The organism is Stenotrophomonas sp. 89682_Sma, assembly GCF_056481405.1.
Map to the genome: position 1 here is coordinate 1,699,198 of NZ_CM151147.1, position 20,711 is coordinate 1,719,908.

A 20,711-nucleotide genomic window follows, 5' to 3' on the forward strand; every position below is an offset into this window, starting at 1 on the left:
CACCAGACGCGGAGAAAACCCCGGAGTGATGCCCGAGTGGCCGAAGGGGCTCCCCTGCTAAGGGAGTATAGGGTCAAAAGCTCTATCGAGGGTTCGAATCCCTCTCACTCCGCCAGATACAAAGAAGCGCCTGCAGATCCTCGATCTGCAGGCGTTTTTCTTTATGGCGGCACTCATTGCCGGTGCACCATCCACTGATCATCGATCAATGGATGGCGCTTCGGATGCCCCCGGCTCAGAGCCTTACCGTCACCCCCACCTGGAACCCACGCCCCGGCAACGGCGCGATGTATTTCAGCGGCGAGTTGTGCGGGCGTGCTTCCTCGTTGAGCAGGTTGCTGCCATTGACGAACACCTCCATGCCGGCGATGTAGCTGTTGCGTACCGGCAGCTCACGACTGACCTGCAGGTCGACCAGGTTGAAGGCATCCAGCGGTACTTCCTCGCTGACGTTGCGGCCGAGGTACTTCTGCGTGTCGTAATAGGTGCTGGACAGCTGTGCCTTCCAGCCTTCGCGCTGCCACTGCAGGTTGGCACCGTAGCGGTTGGTCGGCATGTTCGGCAGGTACTCGCCGTCGTTGTGGGCGCGCAGCGAATCGGGGCGATCGGCCTTGTTCTTCACCAGGTCGGCGAAGGCGGAGAGGTTCAACGTGCCATAGCGGCCAAGGTCCAGAGCCTGTGATGCGTCGATCTCGAAGCCCTTCACCGTGGTGTCGGTCTGCTTCCAGTATTTCAGCGGCAGGCGGTTGGCGGTCTGCACGCCCGAGTAACCCAGGTACAGATAGTTCTCATATTTCATCCGGTACGCGGTGGCCGACAGTTCGAAACCACCAAGGTGGAACAGGCCGGTCAGTTCCAGGTTCTTCGCGCGTTCCGGCTCGAGGTTCTGGTTGCCTTCTTCCTGGGTCATCACCGAATAGTGGGCATTGCTCGCATACAACTCGTTGATCTCCGGTGCGCGCTGCGAGGACGAGTAGCGCACCTTGGCGGCGAACAACGGACCGAGCTCGACATACGAACCCAGGCTGTAGCTGTTGAGCCGGTAGGAACGATCCTGCAGTTTCGTGTTGGCAGCATTGCGCGCGGTCTTGAAGCGGCTCGGCTGCAGTTGGTGATCGACACGCTCGTGGCGCACGCCGGCATCGAAGGTGGCCCAGCCGACGTCCAGCGTTTCCTTCAGGAACACCGCGTTGCTGCGGGAATCCACATCAGGCAGGTAGCGCAGCGATCCACTTCCTGTCACGTCACGCGACTGGTGGCTGAAACCGAGCAGGCCGCTGAGCGGTCCGATCCGCTGGTGGCTGAGCAGCAGTTCGGCCTGGGTGCTCTCGAAATCGTAGTCGTTGGCCTTGGAAGCACCCAGCCGTTCGCCGGAGGTGTTGTCGAGCCTGGAGACACGCAGTTCGGCACGCTCGAACCCCGGCAGCGGATCGCGTAGCAGTGTTTCCAGCGCGTAGCGCTGCTGCTTGATCACCACGCCCACCGGCAGCCCATCCGTGTAGTTGGAACCAAACGACAGGTTCTGCATCGAGAAACCAGGCACGCCGTATTCGCTGTCCTTGGCATCGATGCTGATGCCCACATAGCCGCGATCGCAGAACAGAGTGGAACCGAACGCCACCTGCGAGTTGCGCGCGTAGCTGTTGCCTAGCGTGTGGTGATAGTCGGGGGTCACATCGTTGTTGATCTGTTTCTGCACGTATGAGGGCGTGCCAGCGACATAGGCAGGATTGACCGGGTTGATGTAGGTGCGGCGCTGCCAGACCGAAGTCGGGTTGTTGGTGTAGAACGAGAAATCACCGTCGGCCCAGTCCGGGTTCTCGGTCATGAACTGGTCGATGTAAGGCTGCGAGGCCTTGTTGTAGATCTGCTGCACGCGCGCTTCCTTCTGGCAGCTGTCGGCCAGCGCAGAGTTCACGCCACCGGTCGGCGGGAACAGGCGCGTATTGCAGACACTGGCCTTGCTGTTGCCGGGGATGTCGTAGTGCGAGATGCGCTGACGCGAGACCTGCAGGTTGGTCGAGAAGTTGCGCTGGTTGTTGAAGTTCATGCGGAAGCCCTGCGCGTCGGCGGCATTGAAGCCCTTGCGCAGGACCAGTTCCATCGCCTGGTCCTTGTCTTCCATGCTGCGCGAGATCAGGCCGGAATCGATCTCCACGCTGCCGCCGATCGCGTTGCCACCGTAGCGCACGGTATCGGACGACTTGTTGACGGTGACGCTGCGCACGAACAGCGGGTCGAACGGAATGTTGATGTCGCCGCTGATCGCGTTCATGCCCAGAATCGACTGGCCGTCCTGCAGGATCTGCACGCGGTTGCCACTGAGGCTGCGGATGACTGGGGCGCCCGCGTTCGGCCCGAAGGCGCTGCTCTGCACACCGGAGACGTGTTCGAGCAGGCCGCCGAGGGTGCGGTTCTGCGCCTGCGGATTGTCGACGGTGACCCGGCTGTCGATGCGCGAGGGTTGGGAGGCCTGGACCTGGATGGTGGGGAGGGTGGGTTCGTCCGCAGCCTGGGCGGTGTGGACGGCGAACAGAATGGCTGCAGCAAGGAGATGGCGGCGCATGACACGATCCGTGAAGTTGATGTGAAATGTTATAACGTAACTATTTGTATCGACAAGGGCGAATTGGGCCTTGCCATCAGGACTGGATATGAGAACGGTTCTCATATGAGAATGGCAGGTGATTCTTCACGGGCGCACCATGTACAGCCTCACCCTGGCCGACCTCGACCGCCTGGGCCGCAGCAGCGGCTTCCGCTATCGGCTGCCTGCGCGGGCGGCTTCCGATCTGTCGGGCGAGGAATGTGTGGTGCAGGGCAGGGTCGAGCAGCGTCGCCTGCGTCCGGGCGTCCATCTGGCGCTGTCGGACGTGATCGCACGCCAGCCGTTCGAGGCCACGTCCGAGTCGCCGCCTGCCTTCTCGGCAATCGTGATGCTGGAGGGCCGCGCAGGTGCGCGCCTGGCGGGGCAGGCGGTGATCGGCATGGGTCCAGGCGCTGGCACGATGGTGCTGGCCGACGCCACGCCGATGACCGCTATACACCCAGCGGGCCAACGGATGCGCAGCCTGAATGTCTCGCTGGACGCACCGGCCGAGCTGGACGATCCGATCATCACCGAACTGCTATCCGCCGTGCATCGCAGCGGTGGCCAGCAGCTGCGCAGCTGGCAGGTGCCCGGGCATCTCGAGCACGCCGCCGACCAGGTGTTGTCGGGCACCTGGCAGGGCGCAATGCATGCACTTTTGTGCGAAGGCATTGGCCTGCAGATGCTGGCCATGGCGCTCGGCGCGCCGGCACCGGGGGCATCGCCCGACCTGCGCGTTTCAGCACGTGATCGCCGCATGCTGCAGCGGGTGATCGACTGCCTGCAGGCGGCACCGGCCGCTGACCACAGCCTGGAGGATCTGGCGCGCCTGGCCTGCATGAGCCCGAGCAGCCTGCGGCTGAAGTTCCAGCAGTTGCACCGGTGTTCGGTGTTCGCCTGGCTGCGCGAGCGGCGCCTGCAGTTGGCCTGCGAGCAGCTGCGGCAGGGCTGCAGCGTGCAGCAGGCCGCGCATTTCGTCGGCTACCGGCACGCCACCAATTTCGCGACCGCATTCCGCGCGCGCTACGGCATCGCACCCAGCGAGCTTCGCTGAGCCCGGGCCACCGTCGGCAGTGCGCATACGCCTGCTGCGTCCGCGCATACGTGCGCTCACGCTCAAATGACAATAATTCTCATCCAGCCTTTTCTTCCCGCTGGATCTCCCATGCCTGCCTGTTTCCGCCCGTGTGCCCTGGCTACCGCCGTCGGCACGACCCTGGCGCTGTTCAACGCTGCCCACGCCGCCGAACGCGCCCCTGCCGCGACGACCTCCCAGTTCCCGACCGTGCAGGTCACTGCCGACCTTGATGGCAGCACCGAAACGTCGCGTTCGTACACCACCGACTCGATGGGCACGGCGACCGGACTGTCGCTGACCTCGCGGCAGACCCCGCAATCAGTCAGCGTGGTCACCCGCCAGCAGATCGAGGACCGTGGCCTGCTCAGCACCGCCGATGCCTTGGCGACCGCACCCGGCATCTCGGTCACGCGCAGCGACGCCAACCGCTACTCGTTCTCCGCACGCGGCTTCGACATCGACAACTACCAGTTCGATGGCGTGGTGATGCCGGTATTGTCGCCATGGAACTTCGGCGAAAACAACCTGGACATGGTGGTGTACGACCGCATCGAGATCGTGCGCGGCGCCAATGGTCTGATGACCGGTGCCGGCAACCCCTCGGCGGCGGTGAACTATGTGCGAAAGCGTCCGCTGCGTGATTTCGCTGCCAGTGGCGGCATCAGCCTGGGCAGCTGGGACGCGCGGCGCGCCTGGGTGGACGTGTCCAGCCCACTCAGCCGGGAAGGGCGCGTGCGTGGCCGCGTGGTCGCCGCCCAGGCCGAGGGGGACAGCTATACGGCGGGCCTGGACAGCACCGCAAAGACGCTCTACGGCGTGGTCAGCATGGACCTGGGCGAAGACACCGGATTGATCGCCGGCTTCTCCTACCAGGCCAACGACAACCGCGGCTTCGGTAGTGGCTTCGCGCTGTTCAATGCCGACGGCACGCGTACCCGCTTCGATCGTTCGGTATCGGCTACCGCCCCGTGGGCACGGATGAGCACCGATACCCGCAACGGCTTCTTCGATTTCAACCACCGTTTCGGCAACGACTGGCAGGCGCGCGTGTCCTACAGCCGTTCGCACACCGACATGGAGATGAAGCACCTCTATCGTGGCGGCTATCCCGATCCGGTTACTGGTGCCATGCCCAGTGGCAACAGCTTCACCCGTTACGACGGGCCGGTGCGCCGCGAGGCGGTCAGTGTCAGCCTGACCGGCCCGTTCCAGCTGTTCGGCCGCCAGCACACTGCGTCGGTGGGCTGGTCGCGCTCGCGAGATCAGATCGCACTGGGGCAGTACCGCGCACTGGCGCCGTTGCCACCGTTGGCCAGCTATTTCGACTGGCACGGGCCGGGCACGCCGGAGCCGGTGTGGGCCAGCAGCACGACCCAGGCCGATGACCTGGACAACCATCAGAGCGGTGCCTACGCGGTGGCGCGCTTGTCGCTGGCCGATCCGCTGCATGTGATCGTCGGCGGCCGCCTGAGCAACTGGGAGACCGACCAGGTCTACTTCGGCAGCAAGCGGAAATACCGCTACCGCAACAAGTTCGTGCCGTATGCAGGCGTGGTCTGGGACCTGAACGGCTACAGCAGCGCGTATGCCAGCTACACCGGCATCTTCAAGCCGCAGAACAACCGCAATGAATCCGGGCAGATCCTCGACCCGGTCAGCGGCCGCAGCTATGAGCTGGGCCTCAAGGGCAGCTGGCTGCAGGAGCGCTTGAATGCGTCCGCGGCGCTGTTCCGCACACAGCAGGACAACCTCGCCGAAGCTACCGGTGGGCTGGTCGAGGGCAGTACGCAGGCGGCCTATCGTGCGGTGAAGGGCGCAACGGTGGACGGCCTGGAACTGGAACTGGCCGGTGAGCCGCTGCCGGGTTGGAGCCTGGGCACCAGCTTCACCACCTTCATCGCGCAGGACGCGCAGGGCCGGGCGATCAACACTGCCAAGCCGCGCAGCCTGTTCAAGCTGTTCACCACTTGGCGCCTGCCCGGTACCTGGGACCGGCTGACCATCGGTGGAGGCGTGGACTGGCAGAACCGCATGTACCAGACCGCCACCGCGCCAGGGAACCGGCCGGCGCCGGTCGAGCAACCCAGCTACGCGTTGGTGAACCTGATGGCGCGCTACCAGTTCAGCTCCAACGTGTCGGCGGCGGTCAACATCAACAATCTGTTCGACCGCCACTACTACTCGCAGATCGGCTTCTACAACCAGGGCTGGTACGGCGCGCCGCGAAACGTGATGTTCACCGTGAAGGTTGGCTATTAAGGCAGGAGGTTGCCGTACGTTCAGCGCCCTGCCTTGTGCAGGGCGCCGATGCTGTGCACGATCCGGGTTGCTGCGCCCCACAGCGCTTCACGCAGCGTCTTCTTCACGGGAATGGAGCAACGTATGAAGCTGCTGTCCGCTGTGTTGATGTCTGCGCTTTCGCTGCCGGCCGCTTCGGCGTTCGCGGTGGAGGCACCGCCTTCACCGCTGCTGGGGCGCTGGTCGCTGGATGTCGCGACCTCTGCGCTGCCCGAGGCGCAACGCCCGAAACAGGTGGTGCTGGAATTCAAGGATGCCGGGAGTGGACGCTGGAGTTCGCACGTGGACATCGTCCTGCACGACGGCAAGACGATGAAGTCCGATGGCACGCTGTCCCTTGACGGCACGCCGGGCGCCCTGTCCGGCACCTACGGCGCGGACAAGGCCAACCTGAAACTGCCGGCGCCGAACACCCTGGTGATGCAGCTGGTGGACCATGGAACGCCGGCGTCCACCCGCATCTATACCGTAGCGGCCGACCGCACGACGATGACCGAAACCAAGGCGTTCTACAGCCACGACGGTACGCCGATCCTGCAGACCAATCTGTTCAAGCGGATGCCTTAGCGTTGCCACCGGCACCACGCCCGTAGAACGGGCATGGTGAATGCTGCAGCCTTACACCGCGGCCGGGTCGCGCTTGCCGGTGTCGATGCCGTACTTGTCGATGGCCTCCTGCATCCGCGAGCGTTCGATGCGCCCCTCGTCGGCCAGCGACCTCAGGGCGGCCAGCACGATGAAGTGACGATCCACTTCGAAGAACGTGCGGAGCGACTCACGCGTGTCGGAGCGGCCGAAGCCATCGGTGCCGAGTGCGGTGAAGCGGCGGTCGTTGATGAACGGGCGGATCTGGTCGCCGACGATCTTCATGTAGTCGGTGGCCACCACCACCGGGCCGTCGTGGCCCTGCAGGCATTGCTGCACGTAGGGCACGCGCGGCTGCTCGGCCGGATGCAGCAGGTTCCAGCGTTCGGCGGCCAGGCCATCGCGGCGCAGTTCGGTCAGGCTGGTCGCGCTCCACACATCGCTGGTGACGCCGAAGTCCTGCTGCAGCAGTTCTGCCGCGGCTTCCACTTCGCGCAGGATCGAGCCGCTGCCCATCAGCTGCACACGTGGCTGCGAGGCGGCATCGGCGGCTGCCGGACGCAGCAGGTACAGGCCCTTCAGGATGCCGGCCTCGGCGCCTTCGGGCAGTGCCGGCTGCGGGTAGTTCTCGTTGAGTACGGTGATGTAGTAGTAGATGTCTTCCTGGTCGACATACATGCGGCACAGGCCGTCATGGATGATCACCGCCAGCTCGTAGTTGTAGGTCGGGTCGTAGGACACGCAGCTGGGGATCACCGACGACAGCACGTGGCTGTGGCCGTCATCGTGCTGCAGGCCTTCGCCCATCAGCGTGGTGCGGCCGGAGGTGGCACCCAGCAGGAATCCACGGGTGCGCGCATCGGCGGCGGCCCAGGCCAGGTCACCGACGCGCTGCAGGCCGAACATCGAGTAGAAGATGTAGAACGGGATCGTCGCCAGGCCGTGGTTGCTGTAGGCGGTACCGGCCGCGATCCACGAGCAGATCGCACCGGATTCGTTGATGCCTTCCTGCAGGATCTGGCCGTCCTTGGCTTCCTTGTAGTAGCTCAGCTGGCCGGCATCCTGCGGGGTATACAGCTGGCCCAGGTAGGAGTGGATGCCGATCTGGCGGAACAGGCCTTCCATGCCGAAGGTGCGCGATTCATCGGGCACGATCGGAATCACCAGCTCGCCCAGCTCCGGGTCCTTCAGCAGGCTGGTGAGGATGCGCACGAAGCCCATGGTGGTGGACTGGCCACGATCGCCGCTGCCCTGCAGCTGGGTGTTGAAGATCGACAGCGGCGGCAGCGGCAGCGGATCGACCTTCGCCAGCCGCGCCGGCAGCTGGCCGCCCTGGATGCGGCGGCGCTCGGCGAAGTAGGCCGCCTCGGGGCTGCCCGGCTCCGGACGCAGATACGGCATGTCCTCCAGCTGGTCGTCGCTGACCGGCAGGTTGAAACGATCGCGGAAGGCACGCACCGCATCGGCGCTCATCTTCTTCAGCTGGTGGTTGATGTTCTGGCCTTCGCCGGCTTCGCCCATGCCGAAACCCTTGACCGTCTTGGCCAGGATCACCGTCGGCCGGCCGCTGGTGTTCACCGCCTGCTGGTAGGCAGCGAAGACCTTCTGTGGATCATGGCCGCCACGCGCCAGCGCCCAGATATCGTCGTCGCTCATGTGCGCGACCAGTTCCAGCAGCTCAGGGTAGCGGCCGAAGAAATGCTCGCGCACATAGGCGCCGCTCTGCGACTTGAAGGTCTGGTAGTCGCCGTCCACGCATTCCATCATGCGCTGGCGCAGCAGGCCGCTGTGGTCGCGGGCCAGCAGGTCGTCCCAGCCGCTGCCCCAGATCAGCTTGATCACGTTCCAGCCGGCTGCGTGGAAGGTGCCTTCCAGCTCCTGGATGACCTTGGCGTTGCCGCGTACCGGACCATCCAGGCGCTGCAGGTTGCAGTTGACCACGAACACGATGTTGTCCAGCCGCTCGCGGCCGGCCAGCGAGATCGCCGCCAGCGATTCGGGCTGGTCCATTTCGCCATCGCCGAGGAAGGCCCAGACCTTGCGGCCCTGGTGTTGTTTCAGACCGCGGTACTCCAGGTAGCGCATGTAGCGTGCCTGGTAGGCGGCGGTCAGCGGGCCCAGTCCCATCGACACGGTGGGGAACTGCCAGAACTCCGGCATCAGGCGTGGGTGTGGATACGAGGACAGGCCTTCGCGGCCGGCTTCGCGGCGGAAGTTGTCCATCCGTGCCGGATCGATGCGGCCTTCCACGTACGCGCGGCCGTAGATCCCCGGCGCGGAGTGGCCCTGGATGTAGATCATGTCGCCGTCGAAGGTGTCGGTGCGGCCACGGAAGAAGTGATCGAAGCCCACGTCGTACAGCACCGCCGCGGACTGGTAGGTGGCGATGTGGCCACCGACGTTGGAGTGCTTGCCGGCGCGCAGCACCATCACCATCGCGTTCCAGCGGATCATCGCGTTCAGGCGGCGCTCGATGGCCAGGTCACCGGGGTAGGCCGGCTGGCGCTCGGGTGGTATGGTGTTGACGTAGGCGGTCCAGGCACGGGTATGCAGGTCGCCGTGCTGCTGGGCGTCCAGATCGCTCAGCTGGTCGATCAGGTAGTGCGCGCGCGGCCGGCCGCCGGCCTGCATCACCGCCTCCAGCGATTCACGCCACTCCTGGGTTTCCAGTGGATCGGTATCGAAGGAAATGAGGGCTTGGTTCATGGCTTTCTCCAGAGGGCGCCGGTCGGACGTCTGCCTGGGCGACAACACCGGCAGGGCGCACAGCACTGGAGCGGGGTCGCAACGGCGGGGGCCGTGACGCGAAGGGCGACCGTGGCGGCCACCGAGAAGACAAGCGTAGGCCTGCCCCCCACGCTTCGGTAGGCGGGCGGGGCTTGGGTCTCTGGCAAGCAAGGGTTGGCGCCACGCGCCGTATCATGGGCGGATTCGCTGGGTGCGGCAGCTGATCAGGCCGGGGACAGCCCCGGCAGGAACACCGGGATGACCGCCACGCCGATGCCGAGCAGGCACCAGGCGACGATGGGCAGCCAGCGCGCCAGGCGTTGGGCGGGTTCCGGTGCGCGACGGCCGCCGATCCACAGCAGCAGCGTGAGCACGCCCAGTGCATAGGCGAGGGCGACGATCACCGGATGCACATGGATGACCCGGCTGGGCGGCCACATCTGCTGCTGGTAGGCGGTGGTGTGGGCGACCAGCAGCAGGAATAGCAGGCTGCTGAGGGTGTTGATGGCGATGCGTGTGTTCATTGCGGGGCACTCCTTGTGCCGGCTGCCGGGACATTGCAGGGGCGGCATTCTAGCGGCTGCCTGCCGGTCGTTGAAACGCCACTGTCATCGATGGCGGTCACCCTGCGGGGCTTTCCAGCCTCGGGGTGATTGGCCGGCCGTGAACAGCGTGAGGATCTGGGAGAAAAGCTACGAACTGCGGCGCCGGCTGCTGCGTGGCTTCTTCCTGCGTCGCGGTTCGGCCAGCGAGGATGCCGAAGACCTGGCGCAGGAGGTCTACCTGCGCCTGCTGCGCAGCACCGGCGAGGATGCCGATGCGGTCGAGAACCCGGAAGCCTACCTGTTCACCGTGGCGGCCAACCTAGCGCGCGAGCATGCGCGCGCGCGGTCGTCATTGCCGCCGCTGGAAGACGTCGACCTGCTGGCCGAAGTGCTGAAAAGCGAAGAAGACATCGAAGGCGAATTCGAGCGTGCGCAGCGCTGGAACGATATCCGCAGCACCATCGCACGACTGCCGGCAACCACGCGGCGGGTGATGGAGCTGCACTACCGCGACGGACTGGACTGCCCGGGAGTCAGCCAGCAGCTGCAGGTGTCGGTGCACATGGTGCGCAAGCATATCGGCAAGGGGCTGGAGGCCTGCAGGAAGGTGCTGGCCGCCAGGGAGGTCACATGAACCGGTATCCATCGCGCAGGCCTGACGACGAGGTAGCCCGTGAGGCAGCTCACTGGTTCCTGCGTAATCGCGACGGAACACTGGGCGAGGCCGAGCGGGTTGACTTCCTGGACTGGATGAAGCGCTCGCCCGAACATGTGCGCGCCTACATGCGTACCCTCGCATTGCATCGGCAGTTGGGCGAGGCGCTGCAATCGCCATCGGCTGACGAGGTATCGGTTCCACCGCGGCAGGTCGCCGCCAAGGTGGTGCCGCTGTTCGGTAGCGTGCACGCGCCGCCGCGCGCTGTGCCGCGTCGCGGTCGTGCGCGCTGGTGGGTGGCGGCTGCCGCAGCCTGTATCGCCCTGCTCGGCGTGGGCCTGGTTCCGCAGGTGGTGCCCGCCGAGCAGCTTTACAGTGCCGGACAGGGCGAACTTCGCGACCTGGTGTTGCCCGACCAGACCCAGGTACGGCTCAACGCGGACAGCCGCCTGCGGGTACGCATGGGCTGGTTCAGCCGCAAGGTGGAGCTGCTGCAGGGTGAGGCCACATTCGACATCGCCCGCGACCGCCGTCCGTTCGAGGTGCAGGTGAACGGCCTGGAGATCCGGGACATTGGCACGGTGTTCGATGTCTCGCGACGGCTGCAGAGCACGCGCATCGGTGTGGTTTCCGGCGAGGTGGAGGTATGGAGCCAGGGTGTGGACGGCCGGCGTCTTGCGCAACTGGGCGAAGGCCGGGTGGTGCAGGTCGACGCGCGCAGCCATGCGGTCGAGCCATTGGACCTGCCATTGTCGATGCTGCTGGATTGGCAGCAGCGCAAAGTGTCCTTCCTCGATGAGCGGCTGGACGAGGTGGCAGCTGCCTTCAACCGGCACAACCAGGTACAGGTGCGCGTGCTGGACGAAGGCGCGGCATCGGCACGGTTGTCCGGCAGCCTCGATGCGCATCGCATCGGTGCGCTGCAGGCCTTCCTCGAACGCGACCCGCGCTTCATGGTGAGGCGCGAAGGCGACACCGTGCGGGTTGGCAGCCGCTGAGGCCCGTGTGGTCGTGGACTGTCAGAAAAAATTCATCGAATCCGTGTTCTCCACTTCGGTGGATGCCGGCTCTTACTTGGGAGAAGCCGCTGCCGATCCGCGCAGCGGCACCTGCTGCCTTCTCTCTTCCAAGGACCCGTGATGCGCAACACGCTCTATCTGTCGATCATCCTCGCCCTGTCTCCCTGCAGCGTGCCACTGGCCTTCGCCGCCGCTGCCGATGGCCTGGAAGCGCATCTGTCCACGCCAATCGCGGCACAACCGTTGGCGCGTGCGCTGGAGCAGTTGTCGCGCGGTTCCGGGGTGCAGTTCCTGTACTCGGCCGGCGGTGATGCCCGCATGGCCGGTGCGGTGCCGCGCGGTGCTACCGTCAGGCAGGCGCTGGACGCGCTGCTGGCCGGTACCGGCCTGGGCTACACCGTGGTGGATGGCAATGTCATCGCCATCGATCCGGCGCCAGCTCGCAACCAACCGAAACCGGCAGCGCCGAAGCCGCGCGAGGCCGAGGCAATGGTGGCGCCGACCCTGGACACGGTGAAGGTGATTGCCGCACATGAGGTCATCGGCCAGAAGAAGTCGTCGCCGGTGATCAAGGATTCGGTGGTGTATGACGAGATGGACAGCTATGGCGACGAGACCCTGGCCGAGAGCCTGATGGCTGCTCCAGGGCTGAGTGCGGTGGAGGATGCCGGCGAGCCACGTTACGTGACCGTGCGCGGCGTACAGGCCAACCTCAACTACACCACCATCGATGGCATCGCGATTGCCAGCGTGGGGGGCAGTGGCTCCGGCGAGCGCATGAACAACCTTCAGCTGATTCCCAGCGACATCGGCACCCGTACCGACATCTACAAGAGCTTCAGTGCCGAGCAGGCACCGGATGCGATCGGCGGCGTGATCGACATCATCAGCCGCAGTGCCTTCGACCGGTCCGGCAAGTACGTGTTTGCCGATGTGGCAGGCATCTATTCCACCGCCGAGACCAACGTCGAGCGCAGCGCTGGCGGCAACCACCAGACCCTGGGCCACTTCGGCAAGAGCGCCAAGATGGTGTTCTCCAACCAGTTTGGTGTCGACCAGGAGTTCGGCATCGTTGCGGTGGCACGCTATGAACAGCGTTCGCGCAACAGCGTCAAGCGCTGGGTGGAATCGAATTACTACTACAACGACGCCGGCAAGTACCTCACCGACGGCACTACCGGTCCGGACGAGGCCAAGGGCTGGAACGGGCTGCGTGCGCCCGGCAATTTCAGCACCGGCACCTATACCAATTTCATCACCAACTTCGGTGGCTCGGCCAAGCTGGAATGGAAGCCATCGGACGATCCTTTCTACGCATCGTTGCTGCTGTATTCGTACCGGTTCTACGAGAACTCGACGATGAACAAGACGGATCTGTACGGCAACGCCAAGTTTCCAGTCCGCAACCAGACCGAAGACAGCGGCACCACCCAGATCAACAGCATCTACATCAAGAACCGCCACGACCGCTGGGACCGCAGCAACCGTGGCGCCATCGCCAGCTTCAACTGGGACATGGGTGACCGTTCGCGGCTGACGCTACGTGGTGGCCATACCGAAGAGACCTTCCACAACAGCCAGGTCTACTGGGGCGTGCGCGCCTATCCAAGCAATCTGTCCGTCGACTACGAGAACGACAGCCATGGTTTCCCCAACGCGGTGGCCATTTCCGATTCCAGCCTGCTGACCAGTTCCGCATTCAAGCTCAATCCGGCGCAGGCCTATGTCTCCCCGCGCGATGCCAAGGAGAGCATCGACAACCTGCGCGCCGACTTCAGCTACAACATCGACGCCGATGCGAGAGGTTTCGGCCTGGCCGCCGGCGCCGAGTACCGCCACCTGAAGATCTGGCAGGACATCGACTTCGACTACTTCAAGAGCAGTGCCACGCTCAACGACTACCTGTATCCGGGTTCGACGCTGCTGGGTAGCGTGTCGGGCTTCCCGCTGATCGACAACCGCAAGTGGAATGAGGAACTGCTGCCGAAACTGGGCAACAACAATGCGGCGTATCCGAATGCCAACTTCACCAGTGACTACAAGTACGTGGAGGACATCACCAATGCCTATGTGTCCGCGCACTACGCCTGGGACCGGTTGCTGCTGATCGGCGGCCTGCGCTACGACCACACCCGCTTCGATGCCTACAGTCCGTTCAGCGATGATGGCGGCACTACCTATACCCATGCGTTCCGCAACACGAGCGGTGGCTACAACAATCTGCTGCCCTCGTTGAACGCAACCTTCAAGCTCACCGAGGACCAGCGCCTGCGCTTCTCCGCCAGCCGCACGCTGGGCCGGCCGACGCCGAGCAACATCGCCCAGGCTACCAGCACCAGCTGTGGCGATGACGAGGAGGGCAGGGGCTTCTGCAGCATCAAGCAGGGCAATGCCGGGCTGCAGCCCCGCCGTTCCACCAACATCGACCTGGCGTGGGACCTGTATTTCAACGGCAACAACGGCCTGGTCTCGGTGGCGTTGTTCGACAAGGTGATCAAGGACGACATCTACACCCTGACCACCTTCGAGAACGTGGGCGATACCCGCTACCGGGTAACCCAGCCGATGAACACCGATGAGTCCAAGCTGCGCGGTGTCGAGTTCGCGGTGGCCAACCGCAACCTGCAGTGGGGCCGCCAGCGTTTCGACATGTACTTCAACGCCACGCGACTGGAAGGCCAGACCAACTACCGCATCAGTGATGGCACCGAGCGCCGCCTGGACCGCCTGCTGTACCAGCCGGACTGGTCGCTCAACGGTTCGGTGATCTGGCGCATGCCGTGGAAGAGCGCGCAGCTGCGCCTTTCCGGCACCTACCGCAGCCGGATGCTGGTCGACTTCGGCGACACCCAGTGGCTGGATTCGTACTACGACCCGTACATGACCTTCAACATGGGCTTCAGCCACAAGGTCAGCAGGCACGTGACGCTGAAGTATGAGACCAAGAACCTGTTCAACACCCAGCCGACCTACAGCACCGGCCCGAACGGGCGCTTCCGTACTGAGATCGACGACTACGGCCGCTTCTTCTACTTCCACATCATCTACAACTGAGGGCACAGCCGTGGATACGATCAATCGCAGGCGATTCCTGGCCCTGGCCGGCCTGTCCGCTGCCGGTGCCTGGATGGGCACGGCACACGCGCTGGCAGCGCAGGCCGATGCCACCGTGCTGAATCCGCGCAACCTGCTGGCCAAGCCGCGCTTCGCCAGCACACCCTTCACTCTGGGCGTTGCCTCGGGCGATCCTTCGGCCGATGGCATGGTGCTGTGGACGCGACTGGCAACTGAGCCACTGGTGTTCGGCGGCGGCATGCCGACCCGGCCGATGCTGGTCGATTGGCAACTGGCCGCAGATGAAGGCATGCGCAGGGTGGTACGCCAGGGGGCGGCGATGGCGCATCCCGAGCTCGGCCACGCCGTGCACGTGGAGCTGGACGGGTTGGCGCCCGGACGGCCCTACTGGTACCGCTTCAGCGTCGGTGGCCACGCCAGTGCGGTCGGTTGCACCCGCACGCTGCCCGCAGCCACGGCCGCGGTGGATCGCGTGCGCTTTGCGGTGGCCGGTTGCCAGCACTACGAGGAAGGCCACTACACCGCGTGGCGGCACATCGCCGAGGAACCGCTCGATTTCGTCTTCCACTATGGTGATTACATCTACGAAGGCGAAAGCCAGCCGGGCCTGCGGAAGATGAACGGCCAGCCGTTCACCAACCTGCGCAACCACGTCGGCCCACAGATCTATACGCTGGATGATTACCGCCGCCGCTATGCCCAGTACAAGAGCGATGCCGACCTGCAGGCCGCACATGCATCGGCACCCTGGTTCGTCACTTTCGATGACCACGAAGTGGACAACAACTGGGCCGGCGCCGAAGACCAGGATGACACGCCCAGCGAAGTATTCCTGCTGCGCCGCGCACAGGCGTTCCAGGCCTACTACGAGAACATGCCCTTGCGCCGCTCGGCATTCCCGCGCGATGGCCACATGCAGATGTACCGACGTGCGCGCTACGGCACGCTGATGGACCTGCACCTGCTCGACACCCGCCAGTACCGCAGCAAGCAGGTGAACATGGCGCTGCGTGAGGAAGTGGAATCGCCGGAGCGCAGCATTGTGGGGGCGAAGCAGGAGCGCTGGCTGTTCGACGGCCTGGCCGATGCCGCACCGCGCTGGCATTCCATCGCCCACCAGGTGGCGCTGGGCAACTACATGCGCGAGAAGGACGGGGTGGTGCAGTCGTCCGACGACCAGTGGTCGGGCTATCTGGACAGCCGCCGGCGCCTGCTCGATCACATCCAGAAGGTGGGTTTCGGCAATGTGGTGACCGCCTGCGGCGACGCGCATCGCCACTATGCCAGCGATCTGGTGCAGGACCACCTTGACTCGGGCGTGATTTCCAGCGAGTTCCTCGCCACGTCGATCACCTCCGGCGCCGATGGCCAGGGTGTGGACGCGTATGCCAGGAACCAGCTTGCGCACAGCCCCTATCTGAAGGCGACCACCGACAAGCGTGGCTACGTGCTGTGCGATGTCACCCGCGATGCGTGGATCGGCGACATGAAGACGCTGGATACCGTGATGCAGCCGAATGGCGCGGTGCAGAGCTGGAAGCGCTATGCGGTGGAGCACGGCCGGCCGGGCCTGCAAGAGGCCTGATCGGCCCCGCCCCCTTGTAGAGTCGAGCCATGCTCGACTCTACAAGGGGGCAGGGTTGCTCAATCGTGCTCGAACCGCAATGGCTCGCTGCCCATCGCCGGGTCACTGGTGCCGGGGCGCCCATCCTCGGCGCGGCCGGCCAGGCGCAGCACACTTTCACCCGCGCTGAGCTGCAGGTCATACCAGCCTGCGGTGGGCGCTGCTTCCCAAGCCACCGTGGTCTCGGCATGCGCCGGCAGCGCCAGCGTCTGCTCGGGCATGTGCCCGGCATAGGCACCTGCCTGCACGCGCACCTGCTGCGCGCTGTCATCGAGGTTGCGCAGGTGCAGCCGCAGCTGGCCATCCGCACGCTCGACCGTGGCCTGCATGGCCACCTTGGCGCTGCCCCGGAAGTGACGGTGGAAACCGTTCGGGCCGAGCAGCCACAGGTCATAGCGGCCCTGGGCGTCCAGCGGCCAGCGCTCGCGCAGCGGCGTACCCGGCAGCAGCGTGTAGCGGCGTGGCACCGCATCCAGCCGCAGCCGGTCGTAGACATGCAGCACAGCCGCTGCGCCTTCGCAGGACAACGTCAGATCCACGCCCGCGGCGTCGACCGCAGCAATCGATGCCTGCGGGCGATAGGGCAGGGCGCGTGCTGGGCGTACGCCGCTTTCCTGCTTCGCTGGCTTCAGCCCCTCCGGCAGCGCCGGCACGGTCCGCCCGGGCAGCGCCGCCGCACGTGCCGCCACCGCGCTTACATCGGGCAGGCCACGCACGAATGGGCGGATATCGCGCTGGGCGAAGTCGAAGGCGCCCGTCAGGTCTCCGCAGACGGCGCGGCGCCACGGCGAGATGTCCGGTGCGGCGACGCCGAAGCGACGTTCGATCAGCCGTATGACCGAGGTGTGGTCGTACACCTGCGAATCGACCCAGCCGCCACGGCTCCACGGCGAGATGACGTACAGCGGCACGCGCGGGCCGAGGCCATACGGGCGTCCGCGCAGCTCGGCAGCATCGTACTTTTCGTCGCCCGGAGCGGGATGACGGTGATACTCGCCCTCGGTACTGACCGACGAGGCACCTGCCCATCCACCGTTCACCGATGAGGGAGGGGCCGGTGGCGGCATGTGGTCGAAGAAGCCGTCGTTCTCGTCGAACATCAGCAGCAAGGCGGTGCGGCTCCACACCTCAGGATCGGCGGTCAGCGCGTCCAGTACCCGTGCGGTATAGGCCGCGCCCTGTGCCGGGCTGGACGGGCCAGGATGTTCGCTGCCGGCAGCGTCGGCGATGATGAAGCTGACCTGCGGAAGGCGCCCGTCCAGCACATCCTGGCGCAGCTGTGGCAGGCCACGGGTGCTGACACCACGTGCGCGCAGCTGCGGATCATGCCCGGCTGCAGCGCTGTAGGCCCGACGGAACGCATCGAAACCGGCCAGCGGGTTGTCGGTGAAGTTGTCGGCCATGTCCTGGTAAATCTGCCAGGACACGCCGGCCTTCTGCAGGCGCTCGACATGGCTGGTCCAGCGGTAGGACGCCGGATGCCCGCCGTGTTCGGGGAAGTTGTCGTGCGAGTTGGCGATCACTGGGCCACCGGCGCGGGCCTGCGCATCGTTGTGACCGGTCCACAGGAACACCCGGTTCGGGTTGGTACCGGCCTGCATCGCGCAGTGGTACGCATCGCAGATCGTGAAGGCATCGGCCAGCGCGAACTGGAACGGCAGGTCGTTGCGCTGGAAGTAGCCCATCGAGTGGTTCTGCTTGGCCTTCGGCCATTGCCCCATGCGGCCGTGGTCCCAGGCGCGCTGCGCATCGGGCCAGGTATGCGGCGTGCCTTCCACGCGCATGTAGCCGAAGTGCGCGGCGGTATCCAGCGGGAAGGGCGCGATCGCACGCCTGCCGCTGGCATCAGGCTGCAGCCACAGGCTGCGGGTGCGGCCACCCGCTTCCAGCGCGGCGGCCGGGGCGACGAACCGATCACCGAAGCCACGTACGCCCGGCAGTGTGCCGAAGTAGTGGTCGAACGAACGGTTCTCCTGCATGAACACCACGATGTGCTGCAGGTCTTCCAGGCTGCGCGTCTGCGCGGCGGGGGCGATCGCTGCGGCCCGGGCGATGCTGGGCAGCAGAGGGGAAAGGCCGGCGGCAACGCCGGCCTGCAACAACCGGCGTCGGCCGATATCGGTCACGGGCTCACTCACAGGTCCACGCGGAAGGAGATGCCGACGGTGCGCGGAGCGCCGATGAAGGCGTTGTCGCGGCCGTCCACCCCTGCAAGATACCGCTTATCGGTGAGGTTGCTCACCACCAGGTTGGCCCCCATGCCCTTCAGGCGCGGCGACAGGCCCTGCAGGTCGAAGCCGATGTTGGCGTTGAACACGGTCGCCGAGGGCAGCTTGTTGACGTTGGCGGCATCGAGGTAGCGCGTGCCCAGGTAACGTCCGGAGAGGCCGACGTTCCAGTTGGCGCCCTGCCAGTCGGCCGACAGCACCAGGGTGTTCTCCGGCTGGCCGATCACCTTGGCGCCGTCGACGATGCCCAGCTGGGTATCGCGGGCGGCATTGCCACTGCCCAGGTATTTGGAGCGGTTGTAGGTGTAGGCCGCGTTGATCCGCCAGCCATTGTCCCAACCATAGCCGAACGCCGCTTCCAGGCCGTTGCTTTCCACGCCACCGAAGTTCTCATAGACGCCGTCGGTCTCGCCCAGGTAGTCGATGCCGCTGACGAAGCCCGCCGGCAGGTAGACGATGCGGTTGTCGAACTTGATGTTGTAAAGCGTGACCGAGGCGGTCAGCGGCCAGCGGCTGATGCGCATGCCCACTTCGATGTTGTCGGCGGTTTCGGGTTCGACATTGCGGAAGCGTTGCGGGTCGGTCTCGCCAAGCACGCCGGACGGAATCGCGGCGAAGTTCTGTGAGAAGCCGGCGAACAGCTCCATGCCGTCCCAGCCGGGTGCCCAGGTGAAGCCGGTGGAGAGCAGCGGATCGGACTTGGAATCGGAGGTGACGTGCTCACTGGCACCGATCACGCGGCGGCGCGACTGGTCGACGAAGAACTGCTTCACGCCCAGGCGCGCGCTGAACGGACCGAAGCGGGCTACGTCCTCGACGTAGTACATCTGCTCGTCAACCTTGTACTTGTCCTCGAACTGCACCCAATACGGCTGGTGGTCGAAGGCGATGCTCTGGCCGACATTGAGCAGGCGATGCCAGTCGCGGCGCGCCGAACGGTCCAGCTTCTCCACCCACAGGCCGCCACGGATCGTGTTGTCGACCGCGCCAAAGGTCTGTCGCCACTCGACATCGGCGGTCACGCCCATGCGGTCGTTGTCGTAGTGCGTGTGGCGATACGACTGCGCGCCCAGCACGTTGCCGGCGTAGCAGTTCGGATCATATTCGGCGGTGAAGCCCCGCCGCGGCGTGCAGCTTGCCAGGCGCTGTGCGGCGCTGCCATCGGGATTGACGAAGAAGATCTGGCCGCGATTGCTGCCGCCGTACACGGTCTTTCCACCGATGTACTCCGATTCGGGGCGGCCGGCACCATCGTCGCTGACCTGTGCCAGGTAAGGTGGCAGCCAGTCGCCACGGCCCTGCATCCGGTGCCCGTACGCGGCCATCGAGGCCTTGAATCCATTGCCGCCATCGAACGCCGCGCGCAGGTAGCCGAAGGTGTTCTCGCGCAGCGCACGCGAACCGGAACGGTAGTTCTGGTCCAGGTAGGGGATGCCGGTCAGGGTGCCGACCAGGTTGTCGCGCTCCGGGTTGGTCGCGAAGCCCTTCGGCGAAACGCTGGTGTACTCCGGTTCGTCGGCATCGTTGTAGGACAGGTAGCCGGTCAGCGTCCAACGGTCCAGTTCGGTGATGAACTTGCCGGCGATGTGGTCGTTGCTGGCGTGGCCGGTGCCGTCGATCCAGTCGTGCACCTTCGACGAGGAGGCACTGACCCACGCGCGGGTGTGGCCGCCGAGCAGGCCGGTGTCGTAGCGCACGTAGTACTTGCGCGCATCGTTGTCACCGGCGCCGACCACGAAGCGCAGGCGGCTGTCCTGCAGCGGGTCGCTGGTAAGGAAGTTGAGCGTGCCGCCCAGTGCTTCGTTCGAGCGCGAGGAGATGTCAGCGGTGCCCTGGCTGACCTCCACCGTCTCCAGGTCGAGGGTGTCGATGTAGCGGTTGGCCAGTGAACCGCCACCGTAGCCGGAGCCGCCGTTGGGCAGGCCGTCGATGGTGGTGCCGATCTGCTGCGTATCGCGGTTGGTGACGAAGCCGCGCATGCTGATCTGCGTGCCCCACACCGACGAACCGGTGGCGTCGGCCTCGCTGACCACCACGCCGGGTACTTCGTTGAGCGCATCGTTGACGCTGCTCATCACCGTCTGCCGGTTCAGTGTTTCTGCGCGCACCGACGTCTTGGCGTAGCTGGTGGCCTGGCCGATCACCTGCACCTGGTCGAGGGTGCGGGCATCGCTGCTGCGCGCTTCGGCCGTCTCGCCCTGCGGTGCTTCGGCCAGGGCGTCCAGTGAGGGGGCGATCAGCAGGGCAAGCAGCGAAACACGGGGAAAGCGCGCAATCGTTCGCATCG

General features: G+C 65.4%; 12 protein-coding genes and 1 tRNA gene. 8 read left to right on the plus strand and 5 right to left on the minus strand.

Features of this window, described 5'->3' with window-relative positions:
• Window positions 1–22 precede the first annotated feature (22 nt).
• Window positions 23–115: transfer RNA gene (locus ACZK29_RS07955), tRNA-Ser, on the plus strand.
• A 120-nt stretch (window positions 116–235) separates the two neighbouring features.
• Here the strand turns inward: ACZK29_RS07955 and ACZK29_RS07960 are convergent.
• On the minus strand, window positions 236–2,566 hold the full coding sequence (locus ACZK29_RS07960) for a TonB-dependent receptor domain-containing protein (RefSeq protein ID WP_478446876.1): 2,331 nt from the start codon (window positions 2,564–2,566) through the stop codon (window positions 236–238).
• A 139-nt stretch (window positions 2,567–2,705) separates the two neighbouring features.
• Here ACZK29_RS07960 and ACZK29_RS07965 point away from each other — a divergent pair, with 139 nt between their 5' ends.
• From ACZK29_RS07965 to ACZK29_RS07975, 3 genes are all read left to right on the plus strand, one after another.
• A complete protein-coding gene (locus ACZK29_RS07965) occupies window positions 2,706–3,644 on the plus strand; it encodes an AraC family transcriptional regulator (RefSeq protein ID WP_111204681.1) in 939 nt (312 codons plus the stop codon).
• A 111-nt stretch (window positions 3,645–3,755) separates the two neighbouring features.
• On the plus strand, window positions 3,756–5,927 hold the full coding sequence (gene fauA, locus ACZK29_RS07970; protein WP_478446877.1) for a TonB-dependent alcaligin siderophore receptor FauA: 2,172 nt from the start codon (window positions 3,756–3,758) through the stop codon (window positions 5,925–5,927).
• Between the two features lie 123 nt (window positions 5,928–6,050).
• Window positions 6,051–6,533 carry a LuxR family transcriptional regulator gene (locus tag ACZK29_RS07975; protein WP_478446878.1) on the plus strand — a complete coding sequence of 161 codons (483 nt, stop codon included), beginning with the start codon at window positions 6,051–6,053 and terminating at the stop codon, window positions 6,531–6,533.
• A 51-nt stretch (window positions 6,534–6,584) separates the two neighbouring features.
• On the opposite strand, the gene aceE is transcribed toward ACZK29_RS07975, so the two are convergent.
• Together aceE and ACZK29_RS07985 are read right to left on the minus strand one after the other, a co-directional pair.
• Complete coding sequence (gene aceE / locus ACZK29_RS07980) at window positions 6,585–9,257, minus strand: pyruvate dehydrogenase (acetyl-transferring), homodimeric type (RefSeq protein ID WP_111204679.1); 2,673 nt, start codon at window positions 9,255–9,257, stop codon at window positions 6,585–6,587.
• Window positions 9,258–9,502: 245 nt separating this feature from the next.
• Entirely contained in the window at window positions 9,503–9,802 is a 300-nt protein-coding gene (locus ACZK29_RS07985; protein ID WP_478446879.1) for a hypothetical protein, read from the minus strand.
• 139 nt (window positions 9,803–9,941) lie between these two features.
• On the opposite strand from ACZK29_RS07985, the gene ACZK29_RS07990 reads away from it, so the two are divergent.
• From ACZK29_RS07990 to ACZK29_RS08005, 4 genes are all read left to right on the plus strand, one after another.
• A complete protein-coding gene (locus ACZK29_RS07990; RefSeq protein ID WP_111204677.1) occupies window positions 9,942–10,457 on the plus strand; it encodes an RNA polymerase sigma factor in 516 nt (171 codons plus the stop codon).
• Window positions 10,454–11,476: a FecR family protein gene (locus ACZK29_RS07995; RefSeq protein WP_478446880.1), complete on the plus strand. Its 1,023-nt coding sequence runs from the start codon at window positions 10,454–10,456 to the stop codon at window positions 11,474–11,476. The genes ACZK29_RS07990 and ACZK29_RS07995 overlap by 4 nt, the downstream gene beginning before the upstream one ends.
• Window positions 11,477–11,617: 141 nt before the next feature.
• Window positions 11,618–14,551: a TonB-dependent receptor gene (locus ACZK29_RS08000; RefSeq protein WP_478446881.1), complete on the plus strand. Its 2,934-nt coding sequence runs from the start codon at window positions 11,618–11,620 to the stop codon at window positions 14,549–14,551.
• 10 nt (window positions 14,552–14,561) lie between these two features.
• Complete coding sequence (locus tag ACZK29_RS08005) at window positions 14,562–16,157, plus strand: alkaline phosphatase D family protein (RefSeq protein ID WP_478446882.1); 1,596 nt, start codon at window positions 14,562–14,564, stop codon at window positions 16,155–16,157.
• 59 nt (window positions 16,158–16,216) lie between these two features.
• Here the strand turns inward: ACZK29_RS08005 and ACZK29_RS08010 are convergent, their stop codons facing one another.
• Both ACZK29_RS08010 and ACZK29_RS08015 read right to left on the minus strand, forming a co-directional pair.
• On the minus strand, window positions 16,217–18,322 hold the full coding sequence (locus ACZK29_RS08010; protein WP_111204673.1) for a phosphocholine-specific phospholipase C: 2,106 nt from the start codon (window positions 18,320–18,322) through the stop codon (window positions 16,217–16,219).
• Window positions 18,323–18,330: 8 nt separating this feature from the next.
• On the minus strand, window positions 18,331–20,709 hold the full coding sequence (locus tag ACZK29_RS08015; protein ID WP_478446883.1) for a TonB-dependent receptor: 2,379 nt from the start codon (window positions 20,707–20,709) through the stop codon (window positions 18,331–18,333).
• Between the last annotated feature and the right edge of the window lie 2 nt (window positions 20,710–20,711).